The 18,704-nt window shown below is 68.5% G+C and carries 22 protein-coding genes and 2 pseudogenes; 12 read left to right on the top strand and 12 right to left on the bottom strand.

Translation table 11 applies throughout. The features are described from left to right. Positions 1–176: 176 nt before the first annotated feature. Positions 177–713 carry a hypothetical protein gene (locus ACIQU4_RS36070; RefSeq protein WP_403740413.1) on the bottom strand — a complete coding sequence of 179 codons (537 nt, stop codon included), beginning with the start codon at positions 711–713 and terminating at the stop codon, positions 177–179. Between the two features lie 123 nt (positions 714–836). Between ACIQU4_RS36070 and ACIQU4_RS36065 the strand changes: the two genes are divergently transcribed. Beyond that, positions 837–1,442 (top strand): transposase, encoded by a 606-nt coding sequence (locus ACIQU4_RS36065; RefSeq protein ID WP_403740410.1) that lies wholly within the window; start codon positions 837–839, stop codon positions 1,440–1,442. Here ACIQU4_RS36065 and ACIQU4_RS36060 read toward each other — a convergent pair. Genes ACIQU4_RS36060 through ACIQU4_RS36050 form a run of 3 tightly spaced genes read right to left on the bottom strand, consistent with a single transcriptional unit; the run spans position 1,436 to position 3,507 of the window. Beyond that, the gene (locus ACIQU4_RS36060) at positions 1,436–1,879 is read right to left on the bottom strand and encodes a hypothetical protein (RefSeq protein WP_403740121.1); all 444 of its coding nucleotides are present in this window, start codon (positions 1,877–1,879) and stop codon (positions 1,436–1,438) included. The two genes, ACIQU4_RS36065 and ACIQU4_RS36060, sit on opposite strands and share 7 nt — an antisense overlap. Next, positions 1,879–3,180: an amidase domain-containing protein gene (locus tag ACIQU4_RS36055; protein ID WP_403740118.1), complete on the bottom strand. Its 1,302-nt coding sequence runs from the start codon at positions 3,178–3,180 to the stop codon at positions 1,879–1,881. The genes ACIQU4_RS36060 and ACIQU4_RS36055 overlap by 1 nt, the downstream gene beginning before the upstream one ends. Before the next feature lie 3 nt (positions 3,181–3,183). Further along, complete coding sequence (locus ACIQU4_RS36050) at positions 3,184–3,507, bottom strand: type VII secretion target (protein WP_403738547.1); 324 nt, start codon at positions 3,505–3,507, stop codon at positions 3,184–3,186. A 40-nt stretch (positions 3,508–3,547) separates the two neighbouring features. On the opposite strand from ACIQU4_RS36050, the gene ACIQU4_RS36045 reads away from it, so the two are divergent. Together ACIQU4_RS36045 and ACIQU4_RS36040 are read left to right on the top strand one after the other, a co-directional pair. Beyond that, positions 3,548–4,396 carry a hypothetical protein gene (locus tag ACIQU4_RS36045; protein WP_403740115.1) on the top strand — a complete coding sequence of 283 codons (849 nt, stop codon included), beginning with the start codon at positions 3,548–3,550 and terminating at the stop codon, positions 4,394–4,396. 268 nt (positions 4,397–4,664) lie between these two features. Beyond that, positions 4,665–5,108: a hypothetical protein gene (locus ACIQU4_RS36040; protein ID WP_403740113.1), complete on the top strand. Its 444-nt coding sequence runs from the start codon at positions 4,665–4,667 to the stop codon at positions 5,106–5,108. A 166-nt stretch (positions 5,109–5,274) separates the two neighbouring features. Here the strand turns inward: ACIQU4_RS36040 and tpg are convergent, their stop codons facing one another. Continuing rightward, positions 5,275–5,673: a telomere-protecting terminal protein Tpg gene (gene tpg, locus ACIQU4_RS36035; protein WP_403740110.1), complete on the bottom strand. Its 399-nt coding sequence runs from the start codon at positions 5,671–5,673 to the stop codon at positions 5,275–5,277. 572 nt (positions 5,674–6,245) lie between these two features. Between tpg and ACIQU4_RS36030 the strand changes: the two genes are divergently transcribed. After that, positions 6,246–6,683 carry a cupin domain-containing protein gene (locus tag ACIQU4_RS36030; RefSeq protein ID WP_403740107.1) on the top strand — a complete coding sequence of 146 codons (438 nt, stop codon included), beginning with the start codon at positions 6,246–6,248 and terminating at the stop codon, positions 6,681–6,683. A gap of 111 nt (positions 6,684–6,794) precedes the next feature. Then, complete coding sequence (locus ACIQU4_RS36025) at positions 6,795–7,301, top strand: DUF6233 domain-containing protein (RefSeq protein WP_403740104.1); 507 nt, start codon at positions 6,795–6,797, stop codon at positions 7,299–7,301. A gap of 8 nt (positions 7,302–7,309) precedes the next feature. Here ACIQU4_RS36025 and ACIQU4_RS36020 read toward each other — a convergent pair. After that, positions 7,310–7,708 (bottom strand): annotated as a pseudogene (locus ACIQU4_RS36020) (hypothetical protein); the annotation flags it as partial. A 28-nt stretch (positions 7,709–7,736) separates the two neighbouring features. On the opposite strand from ACIQU4_RS36020, the gene ACIQU4_RS36015 reads away from it, so the two are divergent. The 3 genes from ACIQU4_RS36015 (at position 7,737) to ACIQU4_RS36005 (ending at position 10,512) form a co-directional block, all read left to right on the top strand. Then, positions 7,737–8,453, top strand: coding sequence for a hypothetical protein (locus ACIQU4_RS36015; protein ID WP_403740102.1), 717 nt, complete (start codon positions 7,737–7,739; stop codon positions 8,451–8,453). A 261-nt stretch (positions 8,454–8,714) separates the two neighbouring features. Continuing rightward, on the top strand, positions 8,715–9,041 hold the full coding sequence (locus ACIQU4_RS36010; RefSeq protein ID WP_403740099.1) for a helix-turn-helix domain-containing protein: 327 nt from the start codon (positions 8,715–8,717) through the stop codon (positions 9,039–9,041). Between the two features lie 670 nt (positions 9,042–9,711). Next, positions 9,712–10,512: a tyrosine-type recombinase/integrase gene (locus tag ACIQU4_RS36005; RefSeq protein ID WP_403740096.1), complete on the top strand. Its 801-nt coding sequence runs from the start codon at positions 9,712–9,714 to the stop codon at positions 10,510–10,512. A 31-nt stretch (positions 10,513–10,543) separates the two neighbouring features. On the opposite strand, the gene ACIQU4_RS36000 is transcribed toward ACIQU4_RS36005, so the two are convergent. Next, positions 10,544–10,771: a hypothetical protein gene (locus tag ACIQU4_RS36000; RefSeq protein WP_403740094.1), complete on the bottom strand. Its 228-nt coding sequence runs from the start codon at positions 10,769–10,771 to the stop codon at positions 10,544–10,546. 240 nt (positions 10,772–11,011) lie between these two features. On the opposite strand from ACIQU4_RS36000, the gene ACIQU4_RS35995 reads away from it, so the two are divergent. After that, positions 11,012–11,218 carry a hypothetical protein gene (locus ACIQU4_RS35995; protein WP_403740092.1) on the top strand — a complete coding sequence of 69 codons (207 nt, stop codon included), beginning with the start codon at positions 11,012–11,014 and terminating at the stop codon, positions 11,216–11,218. A gap of 49 nt (positions 11,219–11,267) precedes the next feature. Continuing rightward, positions 11,268–11,447, top strand: a complete 180-nt coding sequence (locus ACIQU4_RS35990) for a hypothetical protein (RefSeq protein ID WP_403740089.1) — start codon at positions 11,268–11,270, stop codon at positions 11,445–11,447. Between the two features lie 11 nt (positions 11,448–11,458). Here ACIQU4_RS35990 and ACIQU4_RS35985 read toward each other — a convergent pair whose 3' ends face one another. Next, complete coding sequence (locus ACIQU4_RS35985) at positions 11,459–11,860, bottom strand: hypothetical protein (protein WP_403740087.1); 402 nt, start codon at positions 11,858–11,860, stop codon at positions 11,459–11,461. Positions 11,861–12,542: 682 nt separating this feature from the next. Here ACIQU4_RS35985 and ACIQU4_RS35980 point away from each other — a divergent pair. Continuing rightward, entirely contained in the window at positions 12,543–13,103 is a 561-nt protein-coding gene (locus tag ACIQU4_RS35980; protein ID WP_403740084.1) for a hypothetical protein, read from the top strand. A 257-nt stretch (positions 13,104–13,360) separates the two neighbouring features. Then, the gene (locus tag ACIQU4_RS35975; protein WP_403740081.1) at positions 13,361–14,347 is read left to right on the top strand and encodes a hypothetical protein; all 987 of its coding nucleotides are present in this window, start codon (positions 13,361–13,363) and stop codon (positions 14,345–14,347) included. Positions 14,348–14,710: 363 nt separating this feature from the next. On the opposite strand, the gene ACIQU4_RS35970 is transcribed toward ACIQU4_RS35975, so the two are convergent. From ACIQU4_RS35970 to ACIQU4_RS35955, 4 genes and pseudogenes are all read right to left on the bottom strand, one after another. Then, positions 14,711–15,979 carry an MFS transporter gene (locus ACIQU4_RS35970; RefSeq protein WP_403740078.1) on the bottom strand — a complete coding sequence of 423 codons (1,269 nt, stop codon included), beginning with the start codon at positions 15,977–15,979 and terminating at the stop codon, positions 14,711–14,713. Positions 15,980–15,996: 17 nt separating this feature from the next. Next, complete coding sequence (locus ACIQU4_RS35965) at positions 15,997–16,956, bottom strand: RimK family alpha-L-glutamate ligase (protein ID WP_403740075.1); 960 nt, start codon at positions 16,954–16,956, stop codon at positions 15,997–15,999. A 301-nt stretch (positions 16,957–17,257) separates the two neighbouring features. Next, positions 17,258–17,654: pseudogene (locus ACIQU4_RS35960) on the bottom strand (transposase); the annotation flags it as partial. Between the two features lie 703 nt (positions 17,655–18,357). Beyond that, positions 18,358–18,704, bottom strand: a 347-nt coding sequence (locus tag ACIQU4_RS35955) for a hypothetical protein (RefSeq protein ID WP_403740072.1), incomplete at its 5' end; no start/stop codon positions are given.

Genomic DNA, 18,704 nt, shown 5'->3' with positions numbered 1-18,704 from the left:
TGTCACCCGTGGTTCAGTGGAAGCTGGTGTTGTGGCACTGGAAGCTGGCGGTGCTCATGAGCAGCAGGCCGGCTCCTCCTCGGCGATTTCCAGCTGCTGGAGGTTGAGGATGGACATGTCGGTCACCTCCTGTCTGCGGTAGGGGTTTCGCTGGACCGGGATCGGTGCAGCAAGCTTCAGGCGGCGGTGGCCGGTGCCGGCCCGCCGAGCAGGGGCAGGAGATGGTCGGTGCGGCGGTGGGCGCCGTCCATCGCCAGGAGTACTCCCGCCGATCCGGTGGCGAGGTCCATCGACAGCCGGACCAGGTGTCTGCCGGGGAAGGCGAGGCCGTCGCCGTGGGGTACGGCGTGCCGCCACACGTCGCGCCGGTGCCCCTGGAGCGCGGCGTCGTCGTCGGCGCCGTGGCCGGCGGCCGTCAGGAAGTACAGCAGTCCGGCGCGGCCGTCGAGCAGACCGGGGAAGACGGTGAACTGACCGCGTGCAGCCAGCCGGATCGAGGCGAGGGCGTCGACGAGACCCGTGCCGGTGCGGTGCTTCAGGAAGGCCGCCAGGGCGAGTCCGATGCCGGTGGATCCGGTGCCGAGGTAGATCACGGACCGCCAGCCGTCGTTGACCTGCAGGGATCCGTCGATGTCCGCGCACTGAACGAGGTCGCGGCGCAGTGCCTTCTCGGCGAGGTCGAGGTAACCGGGCTCGCCGGTGCGTTCGTGCAGGCGGACGAGGAACAGCGCGGCTCCGGCCGCTCCGGTGGTGAGGCCCGCACCGGGGCTCTTGCCGGCCGGGTGGTCCAGTGCGGCTTCGATGCGCTCCGCGACGCGGTCGGCGATGCGACGGGCATGGTCGAGGTGGCCGCTGTCCCCGCGACGGGCGTGGAAGCCGAGCGCGGTCAGACCCGTGGTTGCTGGCGTAGGCCGACTCGGAGCCGGCGCGGCACCACACCGGTCATCCGGGTCCGCGGACGCTCTCAGCGCCGCTTCTCCATCGCGGCTCCGTGCTGTTACAAACTCGGCGAACGCTCACGCCTGATCTACCGGCCCAAACGGCACACCGACCACAAGAGCGGAGGCCGCAAGAGCTTCGCCCGGACCGAATACCGCGACCTCCTCATCGCCGCCCACCAGCAGCTCGGGGGCCCGATCGTCCTTGTCTGGGACAACCTCAACGTTCACAAAGACCGCCGCATGCGGGACTTCATCGACGCCCACGACTGGGATACCGCCTACCACCTGCCGTCCTACGCACCTGACCTCAACCCCGGGGAAGGCATCTGGTCGGTCCTCTGCCGGACCAGCCAGGCCAACACCGCTTTCACCGACCCTGACCACCTCATCCGCCGGCTACGACACGGCCTCCGCCAGATCCAATACCGCAGCGACACCATCGACGGATGCCTCACCGCAACCGGTCTCACACCGACGACACCACGCTTACAAGCTCAGTAACACCCGTCGCCGAGTTTGATCCCCGACGCGGCGGCCGAGTACACGACGTACAGCTGGATCAGCTCCATCGGAATCGCCAGGACGCTGAACCACACGGTGGTGCCGGCGAGCAGACCTGGCCAGGTCTCCCCAAGCCGGAGGCCATACCGGCCGCGCAGCCGCCGCGCGAGCAGCACGCACACCGCCACCGCCGCTACGCCGAGGATCGCACCAGCCCACCCAGCGGCGTACTCCGCCATCGGGAAGGGCAAGTGCCGACAGGCTTCCCGCTGCCGGTCGGCCCACTCATGCTGGATCTCCTGCGTGTGCAGGGAGGTCGCCACACCCGCCACGATCATGAGCGGCACCATCAGCGCCGCCGTCACGGTGCCGAACGTGACGGCACGCGGGCGCGCGGTGCCGTCGCTCGTAGCGGGGGAGGGTGAGGTGGCGGCCATCAGTACCAATCCGGTTCCGGGCGGACGATGCGGATGCGCTGTTCGCCGCCGTTCCTGTTCGCGATGTGTTCCCGGCTGTCCAGACTCACGTTCTGGAAGGAGCTCGTGTGCTGGGTCAGCTTGATGTCCCCGTCAGGGGTGACCGAGGTGACGACGGCGGCATGGTGGGTCTCGCCCGGGGCGGTTTCCGTGCCGGGCGCCACCTGCTCGTAGAAGATGATGTCACCGGGGCGCGCGTCCGCCCTCGGGACCTCCTTGCTGCCGTGGCGCAGCAGGAAGTTCTGCAGCCCCTCGGCCCGCGCCCAGGACTCGGAGTGGTACGCGTTCTGGTCGAACCAGTCCCACCCGATCCCGCTCTGGCGGCCCCAGGTGTCGTCGCCCATCAGCCCCGTCCACGGCGAGAGCTTCTTCTTCATGCCGCCCGCTTCCAGGCTGGACGACACGAAGTTGGTGCAATTGCCGGAGGCCCCGTAGTCCAGGTCGTCTTTCTTGTCCCAGTGGTCGAGTGCGTACCGCACCATCTCGACCCGGTCGATCTTGCCGTCGGGTCCGCGGAGTTCGCGCCCGACTTCGGGCGGCAGGCCTTTGAGGTCGGCGAGGGTGACGGGATCGGCCCGCATGAGGTCCTTCTGCTGCTGCGGGGTCAGGCCGTCCCACCATGCGCGCTGGAGGTGCGGGTCCTTCCCGACCGGGATGTCCGCCCTGAGCATGTCGAATTCGACGTGGGACGCCTCGACGAGGATCTCGTTGTGCGCCTGCGAGGTGTCGGCGACGTTGATGGTCTTCGCCAGCTTGTCCAGTTCGGCGGAGGCCTTCGCGTCCGCCTGGGAGGCCTCGCGCAGGGCTTCCTCTATCAGCCCGTTGACCGTGCCCATGTGGCCCAGTTCCTTGGTGTAGGCGTCACGCACGTTCTGCGGGACGTTGGGGCCGACGGGGGCTGCGCCCGTGTACGCGCCCACGGCGCGGCCGTCCTGGATGCCCAGCCCGTGCTCGTTCGCCAGCTCGGCCGCATGGAAGAGGGTGCGCTGGGCGAAGCCCATGGAATGGGCCAGGGCGTCGAGGACCATGGCGACACCCTTCATGATGTCGCCGCCGGACTCCAGGCGGTCGGCGAGGTCCTCCAGGCGCTTGCCTGCCTGCTTGCCGGTGGCGTCCGCCCAGTGGTCGTCGAGCGGCTTCTTGCCCTGCGCGCGAATGTCCTCGCAGGCGGAAGAGGAACGCCGGGCGAGGTCGACCCAGTCGTCCGCGGCCTTCTGCCACTGGTCCACGCGGCAGTCGTACAGGTCGTGATAGGCGACCACGGGTCAGTTCCTCCCGAAGTCGGCGAGGCCGTGCCGCAGCCTGCCGAAGGCGTCCCTCGCCTGGGCGTCGGTGGTGTCGTAGGCGTTGGCCGTGGTGTGGAGGTTGTCGGCCATGGTGTTCATCTGCTTCCCCAGGTCGACCATGTGGTCCTCCCACGCGGTCGCACACCGCTTCAACGCCCCAGCGGAGGCCCAGCCGTGGTGCCCACCGGCTGCCGTGTCGCTCGAATCGAGGGACTTGCGGAGGTTCTCCAACGCCTTCTCGGCGGCCGAGTCGGCACCACCCGCGCTTTGCCGCACGTAGTACGTCTTGACGTCTATGTCCATGTAATCCCCCGTAAATACTGGAGAACAGCGTAACTGGATCTTGTGGGCGGATCTGACAACCCGCGCTGACCGGAAATGCCAGCTGGTCGGCGCCGGCGCCGGGGACCAGGCGGAGGAGTTCGCCGAGCAGGGCGGCATGCGCGAGGACCGGCGGAGTCAGAAGGCCGACGGCGGCCGCGCGGGCGGCCGGGTCACGGTAGTGCCCGCGGTGCGCGGCCAGGGCGTGGGCGAGCCAGCTGTCGACGTCGGCCTGGACGTATCCGCCCGCGCGGCGGGTGAGCTCGTCGCGTACGGCTTCGTCGCCTTCTGCCGGCTCGGCCTGGTCCAGGGCGCCGAGCTCGCGCAGCGCCTGGAGCTGGTCGGCGCGGGCCGCGATCCGGGCGGCTTCGCGCAGCTCGGCCTCGGGGGCGGCGGCCGCAGCGTCGGCGGCGAGCTCGGCCTGGACGACGACGTCGACGTCCGGGTCGTAGACGGTGCCCGGACCGGCGGCGGCGAGCAGCTCGGCGATGCGCTCCCACTCCGCGACCTCCGCCGGGCCGCGGACCTCGTCGGCCAGGTCCTCGTACCGGGACGCTTGCCGCGCGTCGAACCGCGCTTCCTCGAGGGCCGCCGCGACGGCGGCGTCCATGCCCCTCGCCCGGCGCCGTACGACACGGCGGCCGATGCGGGCCGGATCAACCGGCTCGCGGGGCGCGGCTACGCGCGGGGGGAGCGGACGGCGAGCGGTGCGCCGGGGCGTCCAGGGCGTGGTCATCATCGGCCTCGCAATCGTGGTCCGGAATCAGGGAGCGGGCCGCCGCCAGAGTGTTGTCGGCGACCCGCCGAATTGTGCCGGCGCACGGTAGGTGTCACTAGCGGCAGCTGTCGACCTGCGTTTTCGCGTTGGTGAGGCGCCGTAGTTGTCACCGGATCGGCACGCTACTTGTCACCGGCCATGGGATCCGCAGAGCAACTGCCACCGGACACATCACGGAAGGCGCCGGAGGGACACCTTCACCGAGATGATTCGAACACCGGGACGCATCCGCTGTACTCCTGAAGGGTGACACAGAGCCTTTCCGACCCTCTGTCGCACATTGGCAGGGAAGGGATTCGCCTGGCCCGAAAGATCAGCGGCGACCCGCGCGGGCGCCGCACGTCAGAAGTGGAGTCGCGCCATGGCACCCGTACCGAACGGCACCTACACGATCACCCGCCCTCCCGAGCAACTGCTCACGCTGCTGGACGGGGCATCGGAACCCAAGACACCCGTTGTCCTGCTGCCGCCCACCGGCAACCCCGGCGAGCAGGAATGGCAGCTGGAGAAACTCAGCAACGGCAACTACACGATCCGCAATCTCCGCGGCGAAACCTATCTCTCCTACGACGGCGACCCGGAGATGAACAAGCCGGTCGTCGGATACCCCGAGCCCCGCGAGTGGGCGCTCTACCAGAGCGACCAGCCGCACACCTTCCATGTCGTCGTCCCCGGAGGCCCCGTCGACGGCGCGGAGCTGGCCCTGGACCTCAGCCTGCTGCGGATCTTCCCGCCCCGTATCGCCCTGAGGCCACTCGACGTCAGCAACCGACGCCAGGCGTGGACCTTCCAGTTCATGGAGTAGAGGCGTGAACCGAGTGCCCGGGTCGGCAGCCGACCCGGGCACCGCCCCGAAAACGCAGCCCCGCCCACAACAGCCGCTTGCCGGGTGAGAACAAGCCCGAGTCTGTGTCAGCTGTCGCGCTTCGGCTCACGAATATGGTTTATAGCAGCCTCGGAATTCGGCCGTTTCAGAACCGGAATTCTATGGACACAACGTGTGTGAAATCCGCGCGCAGGCCAGCGGCCCGGGTGCCCCATTCCGTGAAATAGAACTCGGTGATGGCATCGGCGACGATCGGATGCAGGTCTTCCTCCGTCGCTCCGGCTGCCTGGAGCTCCTGGATCTGCTTGACGTAGGTGGGTGAGATGGCCGTGGTGATGGAGCGCTCGCGGCCGTCGTCCGAGCTGCCCTTGCCGGTGAATCCGAAGTAGGCCGTGACGTCCACCATCATGCCGCTGGAGGTGGCCGCCCGCTCGCGTACCTGTGCTCTGACCTGCGGTTGCCACTCGGATTCTGTCTCCTCCACCAGTGCGGCCTGGAGGTGCTTCTGCGGGGTCGTCAGGGTCCCGGCGCGGTAGCGCTCCACCGTCCGGCGAGACGCCCAGGCGCTCGGCCAGGGCCTTGGTGGACCCCTTCGCCCGCGTGAGGAGGAATTTCATCTGGGCCTTTGCGGATTTCGGCGCGGGCCGGGTGAAGACCTTCCGCTCCGCCCGCGCGAGGGCCGCCAGGACCATGCCGCGGCCCGGGGCCGGCTGAGTCGTTGATCGTCATGGCCGCATGCTCGGGGACCCGCCCTGTGGACAGAGTCTGCGTTCGTGCAGGTCACCTCTGGTCCTGTCGGGGTCGGCGCCTACGGTGGAGGCATGACGTCGTCCTCTGCCCCCGAGCCGGTGCCGGTCCCCATCCGGGTGCTGCTGCCCGGGGACCAGGAGGTCGTCGCGCACCTGTGGTCCAGGCGCCAGGTCCGCGACGGCTGGCTGTACGAGGACGGCCTCCCCGCGTACCGCAACGGTCCGAACGAGAACGCGACTGCGCCACACAGTTACTCCGACGACGCTGTCGCAGTGAAACCTCCCCGGCTGCCGTGGGCCACGGAGCAGACTGGGAACCCACTCCTTCGACCGGACGCACGGGACGGTCGCACAGAAGGAGAAGTCCATGGCGAAGCGGACCTTCGATCCCAACAGGCTCACGTTCGAGCAGGGAGTGGAGCGCATCAAGAACGCGGTCCGCGAGAGCGGACTCGATGTCGAGAGCCGCATCATCACGTCGAAGGACGAGGGGGTCGAGAAGGCGCTCAAGATTCTCGAGGTCGACAATGTCCCGCCGGGGTTCCGCAAGTGGCAGCTTCCGGTGTACATGGCCTGTGAGTCCCAGCTCTACATCACGGTTGCCGAGCCGGGTGCACAGGCGTCCCCGCACGCGCACAACGACGGTGCCGGCATCCGGTTCATCGCGAGCGGGTCGATCGTCTACAACGGCTATGAGCTCACGGCCGGGGACTGGATGTACGTCCCGGCGGGCATGGAGTACTCCTTCGAGGTCGGCCGATACGGCGCGCTGATGTGTTACTGCTACTGCTGTTCCTGCGCCTGAGTAGGGGCAGAATCTGACAGCCGGGAAGCCGGGGCCTGCCAGGCCCCGGCGCTGAGGGTGTCCGCGAGGTAGCGGTGGGCCGCCCAGGCCCGAGACGGCCACCCGGCGGTCGTGGAACCCTGTTGGGCGGATGTCGCACGCCAATGCTTCTTTGCGGACGTGACCGGCCGGTCGCGCTTGGCCCGCAGGACCGACGTATGCTCAGCCGCCGAATACCGCACCTTCGGAATACTGTCTCTCCATCAGTTCGGGGACGCGGTGGAGGCTGCCGAGTACCGGGTCTGGGTGCGCGCGCCGGACCACGTACGGCCCGTGGACGGCGTCTCGTACGACGACGTGCCCAACGAGTACCTGGACCCGCCCTCGTTCCTGGAGCGGGAGCTGGGGCCGCGTCGTCCGTCGGGCTGGGTGCTGGCGAAGGCAGGCGTCCGCGGGCCGAGCCGGGGCGTAGTCCACGCCGTCGACTGCGAGGAGGCCCCGGCCGGGGCGCCTGTGCTCACCCTGGACCAGGCCCTGGACGTGGCGCAGCACCCGGGCACCCGACTGTGCTCCATGTGCGGGGCGGCCCTGGAGCTGGACCCGGTGCTCAAGGGCTTCGACGCCGGTTTCGACGACTGACCGCGACGTCAGGCGCTTCGCGACGCGATCAGCCGGTTGGTCAGCTCCACCGTGCCCAGGTACCACCAGAAGATCCAGTCGAGGAACGCCTCGTCGTACTCACTGCGCTGGTCGGCCCGGCGGTGGCGCAGGTCGAAGCGGTTGGCGATCTCGAAGAGAGCGCCTTCGTCCCTCTTTCCGAGCTGCTCGTTGATCAGGGCGCGGCGTTCCTCGAGGATGCGGCCGAGGTTGAAGATGGCCGAACGCTTACTTTCGGGCGACGCGTCGCGGCCGCGGAAGAGGGCGATGGCGTGCCGGACGCCGGCGGCCGTGTCGGGTGGGCTGTCGTTGAGGGCACGATGCACCAGGTCGCCGCGGGCGTCGTCGGTGACGGCGACCAGGCGCCCGAGGTCCTCTTCGCTGCTCGCCGAAGACGAAACCCGAAATGCCATCAAGGTGGGACTTCTCGCCAAAGCGGTCGACGAGGACCCGCAGAACGAACTGGCGCAATTCGAGTTTGTGTGGGCCGCCTACGGGCTACAGCTCCACGAGGAAACGGACTTCGGTGGCTTCGCCCGCGCCATCTACGCGCAGTACGACCGTTCCGAGGTCTCGAAGGCTCTCGACCGCGACGAGGGATGGATGCCGCTCAAGATCCGTATCCTCTACAGCACTGTCACCCAGTGGGTCAACGGCTACGGCTCCGTCGACGCCGGAGACGCGGACCGCACCGAGCAGGGCAAGATCCGCGACTACGCTGCCGAGCTCGACCGCCTGTGCGATCCCAGCGAGGTCGCGTGGAAAGGGAAGGAGTTGCAGCACCAGCAAGCGGTGATGCATCTTCTCGCCCGCAACCTCCTGGACAGCCTCAAAGCACTGCTGGATCCGCTCAAAGAGGGGCAAGTCACGGCAATTCACTCTCACGAAGGTCCACCCGCCTCGCCAAGGCTGGCCTATGACCACGCATGCACCCACATGCTCATCGCGCGTCGGAAAGACCTCATCGCAGAGGCGCGACAACAGCAGATGGAGTACGCCATCGAGGACCTCCGATACGCCATCGTCACTGAAGACGACAAGAAAGACGCTCAAGGCGACCCCTGCTTGACGGGACTCCAGTCAGATCCTCGCTTCCGAAAGCTCGTCAACTCCACCGGCACGAGCGGACCGTAGCCAGCCCCGGCACCCGCCCGGCGATCTTTCCGCGAACCCCAGCGCAGTCCTCAGCCGGTGTCCTAGCCGACCATGATCGATCTCAGCGCCAACCGCTGTACCGATGTTCCTACCGACGCCAATTGCATCGGATGCGAATAGGCGACACCCGTCCACCACCGCGATCTACACCTGCGTCTCCTCCGACTTCCGCACCCGCTCCCTGCGTCGCGTCCTGGACGCCACCATCGAGGCCGCTCTGCGGCAGGGAAGGACCTCCTGATGCCACGCCAGATCAGCTACCGGTGGCGCCTGCGCGAGCTGATGGCCGCCCGCGGCATGTTCGCCGTCGCCGAACTGATGCCTCACCTGAGCGAACGCGGCATCACACTGTCCTCCTCCCAGGTCCACCGTCTGGTCTCCGGCACCCCCGAACGACTGTCCCTGCCGGTGTTGGCCACGCTCTGCGACATCCTCGACTGCACGCCCACCGACCTGATCGCCACCTCGGCCCAGAACCTCCCGGCCCGCCGAGCCGCCGGCGAAGAGGCGCCGATCAACCTGGCCGCCCGCCGACCCACACGGGTCCGGCTGACGCCCGAGGGGTGAGCGGTGACGCCCGAGGAGTACGAGCGGTGGATGATCCGCGACTGCGCACGCTGCGGCCGTCGCGCCTCGAAGTCCGCCGAGTGGTCGGACGGTCCGATCTGCCGAACCTGCTACGACCGCGCGATGCGAGTCCGTGGCCGCTGCCCCTGCTGCGACACCGACCGGCTGCTGCCCGGGCGGGACACCGACGGCGCACCGATCTGCCGTGACTGCGCGGGCATCGTCCGCGACTTCTTCTGCGATCGCTGCGGCTTCGAGGGGCTGCTGCTTGGCGGACGCCTCTGCGAACACTGCACCCTCGCCGATACGCTCGTCCGCCTCCTCGACGACGGCACAGGCCGCGTCGCCCCGGCGTTCCTGCCGTTGGTCAAGATCCTGCTGGAGATGGACCGGCCCAAGAGCCGTCTCATCTGGCTGCGCAACCCCAACGTCGTCCGTCTCCTCCAGGGCCTGGCCACGGGCAGTATCCCGCTCACCCATGACAGCCTGCACCAGGAAACCCCCTGGCGAACCGTCACTCACCTGCGTGACCTGCTAATGGACAGCGCTGTCCTCCCGCAGGTCGACCGGCAGCTACTGCTCTACCAACGCTGGCTGACCGAACGGCTCGCCACCATCGAAGACCCCGAACACCGCCAGCTTCTCCGCCACTTCGCCACCTGGGCCCCAGATGCGGCGCCTGCGGACCAAGGCGGAGAAGGGACCGCTGGGACGCTCCCAGACCAACCACACCAAGCAGGAAGTCACCCAGGCCGGCGCCTTCCTCACATGGCTCGCCGACCGAGGACGTGCAATCGGGCACTGCCAGCAGGCCGACATCGACACCTGGCACACCGAGAGCCTGGCAACCCGCCGCCCGTCCCAGTCATTCCTGCGGTGGTGCATGAAGACCGGCCGGATGCCCCGCCTCACTCTGCCGCCCGCGGTCATCACCCAGGACTCGGAACCGCTGCACCAGCACCGCCGGCTCACGATCCTCCGCCGGGTCCTCAACGACGACTCCTTGCCCCTGCGGGCCCGGGTCGCCGCCGCACTCGTTCTCCTCTACGCGCAACCCGTCAGCCGCATCGTCCGCCTCACCATCGACGACATCACCGACGACGAGACCACCGTCACCGTCCGGCTGGGAGACCCGCCGTCACCGCTGCCGGAACCCGTCGCCGACCTGATGCGGGCCTACATGCAGTCTCGCCAGCACCTGCCCTACGCCAGCAGCAGGAGTTCACAGTGGCTCTTCCCCGGCCGTCAGCCTGGACAGCCGATGAACCCGGTCAGCCTGCAAGCCCACCTGCGCGAGATCGGCGTCCCTCCGCAGCGCAGCAGGACCTCCGCGATCCGTCAGCTCGTCCTCCAAGCCCCGGCCCCCGTCATCGCGAAAGCACTCGGCTACCACGACAAGACCGCCACCCGCCTGGTCACTGAGGCCGGGGGAACCTGGAGCCGATACGCCCCCGGTGACCACACACGGTGAGTTGTCGCGCCGCTCCAGCTGGCATGCCTCGTCACTCGGGAATAGTGAAGCCCAGTTCGCGCAGGCGGGGCAGGCAGGCTTCGAGGCACTGCTCCACCGACGCAGCATCGGTACGCACGAGGATGTCGTCACGCAACGGGGCGCCACTGGCCACGAACGTCCAGGGCTTCCGCCTCTCTGCCATCCGCTCAGCATCAGCCTTGAACAGCACGGTTATGCCCTGTTCGGCCAGCGCCTCCATGATCGCGAAAATGTCCACCGGTGACCCCTCCAGAAGTGGCTCGAACACACCACGGTGAACCTATCGTCCGAGGACGGACCACGAACACCGGCCTCGCCACCCAGAGTGACCAAGGAGAGCCGTCCAAGCTGGAACACGCGACACCTCAATATGCGGGCCTACCAGTCAAGCGCCCCCGGGCGATCCGCATGCCGTCGGGCAGAGGTGGGAATAGCCCAGGTACTCATGTCCGCAGAGTGAGCAATCCTGGGGGGAATCATGACGGGTGACCGTCACGACGCGGCCAGCCCGGCTCGCCGCACCCGGCGCGAGAAGATGACGGCTTGGTACGGCCGCAATGTGCTGTGGGTCGTCATAGGCGGCTTTTTGCTGCTGGTGGCGGTGTTCTACCTGATTGCGCTCACCAACGGCCCCGGCGGTGGCAAGCCGTGCCCGGCCGACAAGGTCTGTGATTTCGTCCGTTGATCTTGCCGAACCGGCCAAGCGAACCCGACCAGCTTGCTGGGCCCCCTCCGTGACCTCGGTGTCCCGGCCCAACGAGCACGGACCTCCGCCTTTCGGCACCTCGTCCTCCAGGCCCCCCGCGCCGGTCATCGCCAAGGCCCTCGGCTATCACGAGGAAACCGCCACCCGGCTCGTCACCGAGGCCGGTGGCACCTGGAGCCGATACGCCCCCGGTGACCACGAGCGGTGAAACGTGAGCACTCACGCTGAGTCGGCTGAGCCTCGCTTGTCCTCAACGTGGACGACGTGAAGTTCTGTGCCATCCCGATGGCGCTTGGAGCGTCCGAACAGCCCGACAGCGATCTCCGACTGATCTTGAGGCTCATCAGGGCCGACATAGGTAAGGACGTCGTTGTGGTGCCCGGTGACGACCCATCCCTCGGCGTCCTTGAGGTCGATCACCCCAAAATCTCCTGCCGAAGATCCGGCATGCACCGGGCCGAACTCCTTCAGGAGGGTGGTGGCCTGTTCAGCCAGCTTCCCTTCCGGAGCGGTCAGCACGACACAAGTGCCATGCTCGAACAGCACCCACGACGTGCGGGGGTCGGCAAGAAGCCGCTGCCAGACATCTATCAGTACCTCGGTGTTCACGGCGATCATCATGCCGCAAAGCATCGACACAGGGTGTCGATCGACTGGCGGCTACGGCGAATACGCGACTCCTGAACATGCGGGCCTACCAGTCTCAAGCCCCAAGTCGAAGTCGACCAGGTCCTCGGGGTGGCCGGCCGTGCGGAGCCAGGCGGCGGCCGCGGCCTTCACGTACAGGTGGTCAGCGCTCGCCACCCCGCGGGCACGCCGGCCGCACCGGTGCGAAGGCACGTCCGCACCCGGGTGGTGGGCGAAGTGGCAGACGCGATCGGTGTACAGCTTCGTCGTCAGCTGGACACCGCAACCACCGAGGAGCAGCCCGCACTGATGGCGACATCTGAATCTCCCCACCAGGCGCTCGGGGCTGCCTCAGAGTTGCTCGGCTTGATTCCCCAGCCAGATCCGCGCTCACCTGCGGCCCGGCGACCAGGGGGAGAGACAGCGGGCCGCACCTCCTGAAGAGGTCCTCGATGTACTCGCCAGACCGCCGTACGACAGTGGATTCACGCACTGCCCCGGAATTCACCGGCGCCCGGCCCCGGTGGTGGTTGCCCACCGGGGCCGGGTAGGCCTCAGGTATCCCCATGTCTCCCTCGCAAGGGGGGAGATGGTCCGCACCATCGAGGGACGCGAGGCCTCCGACGCCGGGGCGAGCATGGCGGTACCGGAACTTCCGGGCGAAAGGAAGACCACGATGAGCGCCATCTATTCCGAGGCTGTACTCGACGTGCCACGCCGCATCAGGTGGGCGGCGCACGCCATCCCCCTGTGCGCCCTGCCCTCGGGGCTGTGGCGCATCGCGCTCGTCGCCGGCTGGCCCGACTGGTACGCCGGGCACGTCTGGCTGCCGGGGGAGCGGTCGTACGTGCTCTCGCTCTCGCTGGTCGCCGAGTGCCTGGCGCTGCTCGCCTTGGGGCTGGTCCAGCCCTGGGGTGAACGGCTGCCCGCCTGGGTGCCGTTCGTCGGCGGCCGCGTGCTGCCGGTTCGCGTGGCCGTGGTCCCCGCCTCGGTGGGCGCCTTCCTCGCCACGGCGCTGTCCGCCTACGCCACGCTCAACTACTTCTTCCACTTCGTTTCGCCGCTGAACGACAACGGCGAGGCGTTCCCGACGAGCGGACCGGGCGCCTGGGCACTGTGGGCCTGCTACGCCCCGATTCTTGCCTGGGGGCCACTGCTGGCGGTGGCGACCCGGGCCTATTACCTGCGCCGGACCCGCAGCCAGGGTGCGGCTCGAGCGGACGAGGCAAGCACCTGAACGGTCCTCGTGCCGACGGCGAGCAGCAAAGGGCCGCCTGATAGCTGGCCAGCACCAGGGGCGCGGCGCCCGTCCAGGGGTGCGCGAAGCGCACCGCGTAAGCAACGCTGAAGGCGCCCTTGACGGGCCGACGGGGCCTGCGCACTGATCGAGCGGGGGGCCTCGGCCCACTCCGCATTCGCCGCTCACCGAACTTCCCCACTCGCTTGAGAACGGGACCAAGTGAGGCGAGGAGCACGGGTGGTCGCTTTCAAGAATTGCCATCATTCCTGCTGATCCCGCAGCCGAACGCTGACCAGCTGCTGCTGGAGTCCGGGGTAATGGCCGCACTGGCCTGGCGGCAGATCGCCACCGTGCACCCGTGGGGCATCAAGTACGTCGACCCGCGCCCCGACCGCCTCGCGATCCGATTCGAGAGCGACGTGGTCGGGCGGCGCGCCCCGGAGGAGACCCAGGCCCGGGATCTGGCCAAGGTGCTGCTGCCGCGCGCCGACGAGTACGGCGAGATCACGGGGGTGCCCGGGGCCCGCACTCATGTCGAGAACGACCAAGTGGTGCTGCGTCGGCCGGGCACAACCGCCTCCGTCACCCTGCTGGGCCTGGACCCCGATGAATGGCAGAAGGCGGTCGATGCCCAGGACCACGAAATGAGCACCTATGGCATGACGCCGTGCCACCGAGATCGGCCGGACCGGTGGCACCTGGCAGAGCGCCCCTACCGGCGGCCGATTCGCCGGGGCGCCACGGCGTCGGCCTGGCTGACCAGCGGACTGCTACGCCGGGGCGGTCTGATCCGTTCCCTGGGTGTGCCGCTGGCTGTGACCGGCTGGCTCAACTGCCGTGAACGCGAAGGCGGCGAGCGCTGGATCATCGACCCCACCTTCGCTCAAGGCCACGGCGCTACCGGCCACCGACGGCTGACGGCCCTGCTCGCAGCACCCGCCTGGGGCCTGCCCGTCGCCATCGCGGACGAGCACTGCAACTGCCACCTGCCGCCCGGCTACACCGACCAGTGCACCACCACCCTCGGCGCCGTACGGGCGGAGCAGCCCGGTGTGCTGGAAGTGCGCACCATCCATCGCCGCGGCGACCGCCTGAAGCGGATCGAGCAGGACAACCCAGCGCTCTACGCGGCCCAGCAACAGCTCGCACTCCCAGTGCCCGCCGGGGTAGACCGCTGGCTTGAGTCCGGGGGGTCGACTGCTGCCGGTGTTCCCGTCGGCGCTGTCACCTGTCCTCGCTGAGTCACTCGCCCTACCTTGCGGGGCGCAGATACGGGCATGGCGCTCGCGAGTGGGGGCTGAAGTCGTTCTCCTCGGTCATGCCGGCGTACTCGTACAGGTCAGGCAGCTTGAGCGGCCCGTCGGCTGTGGCCTTCGGCACGTCTCGCCGGAGGCCAGCTGATGGTCCCTGTCGGCTGACTGGAGCGAGCGGCTCGGATTCTGGATCGTGCCTCGGCAGTACTGCGGCCCTCACCCTGGACGTTCCTGGGCGAGGGCCGCGGCTGCTGGGTACCGGATTTATCCGCGCCGCAGGTGGGTCGCCGGCAGCCACCGTGTCTTTGTCGTGGCCGGGTCGTCGGCGGCGGGCGAACGTACGGGGTCTGTTCAGATGATGTGTGGCTGGTGGGTACCGACCGGATGAGGTCTGACTTCGGGAGGTGCGGGCGGGCGTGGGTAGAGCACGCCGATCGTGATCGCTGCGGCGGCGGATACGGTGCCGCCCAAGGCGAGGGCAGTGCGGGGGCCGGTGTTCTGGGCGACCCATCCGATGCCGGGGGCCACCAGGGGTGTGGTGCCCAGGGTGGCGAGGAGGTACAGGCTCATGATCCGTCCGCGTATGCCATCGCCGACGCCGAGCTGGAGGCGGGCCTTGGCGGCGGTGAGGAAGATCAGCAGTGCGGTTCCCGTTGGGACCAGAAGTACGAGGAAGGACACCGGGCCGGGCATCAGGGCGCACGCGGTCTCCAGCGCCCCAAAGGCGAGAGCGGCGGCCGCCAGTCGGCGGCCGGTCACCCGCGGGTGGCGGGCGGCCAGGAGTGAGCCGATCACGGAGCCGGCGGCCAGGGCGGTGTTGCCGAGCCCGAACACGGCGGCCGGGGCCTGGTAGACGCGGGTGATCATCAGTGCGGTGGTGATCTGGAAGTTCATGCCGAACGCGGCAACGACCGCGACAAGGATCAGGGTGAGCGCGAGGTCGCGACGGTCGCGGACGTAGCGCAGTCCCGCCCGCACTTGCTGCTTCCCACGGGGAACTGGAGGGGCCGGGCGGCCGGCCCCCGGGTCCATGCGCAGCAGGCAGACGATCACGGTCAGGTAGGAGAAGGTGTTCGCGAGGAAGGCGGGGCCGGGGCCGAAGAGGACGATGAGGGGGCCGGCGAGCGCGGGGCCGGCCATGCGGGCGAGGTTGAGGACGGCGCTGTTGAAGGCGAGGGCGCTGACGAGCTGGCCGGGTGCGACGGATTCTCCGATGAAGGCCTGCAGGGCGGGCTTCTCGACGACCATGGTGAGCCCGAGGGCGAGGGCCAGGATGTAGAGGGTGTCCAGGCAGGCTGTGCCGGTGGCGACGAGCAGGGCGGGGATCAGCGCCAGGGCTGCCATGACCGTCTGGGAGGCGAGCAGGATCCGCCGCGTGGAGTGCCGGTCCACGAGGACACCGCCGTAGGGGCCGAGCAGTAGGAGGGGCAGGAACTGCAGGGCCGTGGTGATGCCCAGGACCGTGCCGTTACCGTGTGACAGCTCCAGGGCCAGCCAGTCCTGGGCCACCTTCTGTATCCACGTCCCCGTGTTGGACGCCGTCTGGCCAAGGGCGAAGAGCCGGAAATTCGGGCTCTTCAGCAGCGGCCAGCGGTTCAACCGGGGCGGGGGCACGGGCACGGGTTGGGCTCCTCGGCCTATTGGCCCGACGATGCGACGCGGCCTTCAGCAGCCGTCAGACGGGTCCGGCAGGCGGCCGCGAGCGCGGGGGCGATCTCTTTCATCTTGGGCTGCCAGCCGGCGTTGGCGTTCACTTCGCAGACGGTAAAGTCGCCGTCCGGGGCGAACAGCAGGTCCACCCCTGCGACACCGAGCCCCATGACGGAGGCGGCCCGGACCGCGAGTTCCTCCCCCTGGGGGTAACGGCCCGTGCAGGGCGTGAGGGTCGCGCCCAGAGCCAGATTGGAACGGAACTCCCCTCCACTGGCGGTACGCACGACCGCACCGGCCGCACGTCCGTCGACGACCACCACCCGCAGGTCACGGCCATGGGAATATCCGACGTACTCCTGAAATAGGCAGGCAGTATCCGGTGCGAGCCCGCCGTGGACGGTGCGGAGGGTCTCAGTGTCCGGCGCCAAGAACACCTGCTCACCGCGGTGCCCCCGGACCGCCTTCACCACACATGGCTGCGGTAACCCGGCACCGATCACCGCCTCCAGCGAGCCGCCCGCACTCATGTGGGTCTCGGGTACCGCTAGTCCCGCCGACGCGAGACGCTGCATCTGCCAGAACTTGTCCAGACATGCCAGCACCGCATCCGCCGGGTTCAGCAGGACGCTGCCCATCGTCTCCAGATGCCGCAAAAGCGTGATCTCCCGATCCACGCCCGCACCGGGCGTCCAAACCCGCCCGTACGCCACCCGAGGAGCTGCCAGCCCACGCCCATCCAGACCATGCAGCGTCAGACCGCCACGCCCCGCCCTCATCAACAGCTCATCGCTGCCCACGACAGCGAACCGGTCGCCGAACTCACCTTCCAGAGCACCCGTGATCAGGCTGGTCACCGGCCGTTGCGACAGGCCGGCACCCAGCACCAGCCACACATCGGAACCACCATCCACCAGATCCGTACGGCTCCCGTCACTGCCAGCCACGGACACCTGGACTCCTCCCGATCAACGGGCCGCCGGACAATCCGCCACCCCTACCAAGCCCTGCCCATATCGGACGAAGGCAGGCAGAACGCTGCTGGTCTCACCCAGATGGCGCAGGCCGGGATCCGGGTTGGAGTTCTCAACGAAGGCGTCGCTCTTTGCGGTGAGGTGCAGGGGACGCGACTCCACCCGGGCGGCACCGTGTCACAGTGGGCGAAGGGTGGGGCTGGGTCCGGTTGGTGGCGGTGAGAGGGTCAGTCCCGGGTGTGTTCGCGAGGGGCCGACTGACCGGCTCGGCGGGACTGTCGGCGGGTGATTCGCCTGGTCATGAGGGTGATCGCGGCCCAGGTGATCAGCGATTCTGAGTGCTGGATGAGGCGTTCGTAGTCTCGGGCGTGTCTGCGGGCGTGCATGACCCACGCGATCGACCGCTCGACCACCCAACGGCGAGGCAGGATCACGAACCCGACCGCGTTCTTTGGCCGACTGACCGTCTTCAGGTACTTCTTCGCCCATTCGGCAAGCTGTCCGGCGTAGGCGGAATCGGCCCAGACGATCGTGATTTCGGGGTGCATGAGCCGCAGCCGGAACAGGACTTCCTTCGCCGCGTCACGGTCGGTCATGTCGGCGGGGGTGACTATCACGAACAGTGGCAGGCCTTTGGTGTCGACTACCAGGTGCCGCTTCCTGCCGTTGATCTAATGGGCAGTAGATGGGACCGCTGAAGGCATCAGTTCGACGCTGGCCGCTGGCGTCAGCACGACGTCCTCCGTTGATCCGGGCCCTTGAGCCCTCAAAGAAGACTGACGCTCGCAGTCGGCGTCGAGCGCTGTTACGTGATCACCGATGATGATCGTGGTCCAAGCCTCCTGCGGGGCCTACCTCTTACGTGCTCGCGAGCCACCAGCTCCGGTCACCGAAAATCCGATTCGGACGCGTTCGCCCAGCGGTCACTGTGACCGTTCGTCGAACGATTCGCTTCGGGAGCGCCAATCCCTCATCAGGCACCGCCGCGAGCAGAATACGGCGTCTGACCGCCGATCCACCCCGGCCACCCAGGCAGTCCCGCACAAGGGACACACCACCCTGCCCGACCCGCTCAACTCCGACTGCACCCGCCGCCGCAACCGACGCTCCCACCGCCACGACCTGGCACGACACGTCGCCGAGCAGAACACCACGTCCGACCGCGAGGCCGGCCCCAGCCGGTCACCACAACCCCTGCACACCCGCTCCCCGAGCCGCCCGGATCCCTCGGACACCTCTCCAGCCTAGAACCCCAAGCCCGTCAAAAAACGGGATATGGATCAGGTACTCGGACAGCCTCAGGACAGCACGCCCCCGCACGAACCCCGGAGAACCCTGCCGAAAACGATCAAGATCACGATCTGTAGCCGGATACTAGGCGGTCGCGGCCCGGCGTCGCGACCAGAGCGGTTGCAGGGCGATGCCGAGGGCGAGCAGCTCAGCGGCGGCGAGGGCTGTGACACCGGCCCAGCCGTACGGCAGGCTCGACGCGACCGGCAGAGCCAGCAGCAGGGCGACCCCCTGCAGGACGGTGGAGAGCACCACCAGCTCCTGCACCGACCGGCCCTTCCGCCTGCGCATCACCGTGATCCCCCATAGCAGCGGGAAGAGCAGGCAGACGATTGAGAGGAGGGCGAAGAGCGGCACGGCGAACACGGCCCCCATGTTCCCGCCGCCGGGTGAGTCGTCGCCGGGGACGGGCACCGGATGATTCACGTCCC

Origin of the sequence: Streptomyces sp. NPDC090741 (assembly GCF_044769045.1) — a bacterium.
In the GTDB taxonomy this organism is placed as follows: domain Bacteria; phylum Actinomycetota; class Actinomycetes; order Streptomycetales; family Streptomycetaceae; genus Streptomyces.
Note: the sequence above shows the minus strand (reverse complement) of the source record. Positions and strands in the feature narration are given on the sequence as shown.

Excerpts from the sequence above, each read along its gene's own strand:
- ACIQU4_RS36065 (WP_403740410.1), top strand. The coding sequence starts at position 837 with ATGGTCGAGGTGGCCGCTGTCCCCGCGACGGGCGTGGAAGCCGAGCGC.
- ACIQU4_RS36060 (WP_403740121.1), bottom strand. The coding sequence starts at position 1,879 with ATGGCCGCCACCTCACCCTCCCCCGCTACGAGCGACGGCACCGCGCGC.
- ACIQU4_RS36050 (WP_403738547.1), bottom strand. The coding sequence starts at position 3,507 with ATGGACATAGACGTCAAGACGTACTACGTGCGGCAAAGCGCGGGTGGT.
- ACIQU4_RS36040 (WP_403740113.1), top strand. The coding sequence starts at position 4,665 with ATGGCACCCGTACCGAACGGCACCTACACGATCACCCGCCCTCCCGAG.
- ACIQU4_RS36030 (WP_403740107.1), top strand. The coding sequence starts at position 6,246 with ATGGCGAAGCGGACCTTCGATCCCAACAGGCTCACGTTCGAGCAGGGA.
- ACIQU4_RS36010 (WP_403740099.1), top strand. The coding sequence starts at position 8,715 with ATGCCACGCCAGATCAGCTACCGGTGGCGCCTGCGCGAGCTGATGGCC.
- ACIQU4_RS36005 (WP_403740096.1), top strand. The coding sequence starts at position 9,712 with ATGCGGCGCCTGCGGACCAAGGCGGAGAAGGGACCGCTGGGACGCTCC.
- ACIQU4_RS35995 (WP_403740092.1), top strand. The coding sequence starts at position 11,012 with ATGACGGGTGACCGTCACGACGCGGCCAGCCCGGCTCGCCGCACCCGG.
- ACIQU4_RS35985 (WP_403740087.1), bottom strand. The coding sequence starts at position 11,860 with ATGATGATCGCCGTGAACACCGAGGTACTGATAGATGTCTGGCAGCGG.
- ACIQU4_RS35980 (WP_403740084.1), top strand. The coding sequence starts at position 12,543 with ATGAGCGCCATCTATTCCGAGGCTGTACTCGACGTGCCACGCCGCATC.